Origin of the sequence: Bacillus sp. SIMBA_074 (assembly GCF_046534555.1) — a bacterium.
Classification (GTDB): domain Bacteria; phylum Bacillota; class Bacilli; order Bacillales; family Bacillaceae_G; genus Bacillus_A; species Bacillus_A mycoides.
On sequence record NZ_JAWRYM010001165.1, the window covers coordinates 1 to 239 of the forward strand.

1 pseudogene is annotated in these 239 nt (G+C 47.3%); it reads left to right on the forward strand.

What is annotated here, in order from left to right:
* Positions 1-192 (forward strand): annotated as a pseudogene (locus tag SB773_RS34405) (multidrug ABC transporter permease/ATP-binding protein); the annotation flags it as partial.
* Positions 193-239: the final 47 nt, after the last annotated feature.

Sequence of the window (239 nt, forward strand, 5' to 3'; positions counted from 1 at the left end):
CGGGCAGGGAAAACGACAATCATCACAACCCATCGCTTATCAGCCGTTCAGCACGCGGATAGGATTATCGTGTTGGATGGCGGAGAGATCATCGAAGAGGGGACTCACGAAGATTTACTGCAGGATAATGGCTGGTATAGGGAGCAATACGAGCGGCAGCAGGTTGATGAAGGAACGGAGGTGAAGGCATGAAGGTCGTAAAGAAACTTTTTAATTATGCTGCCCTTTATAAAAAATTG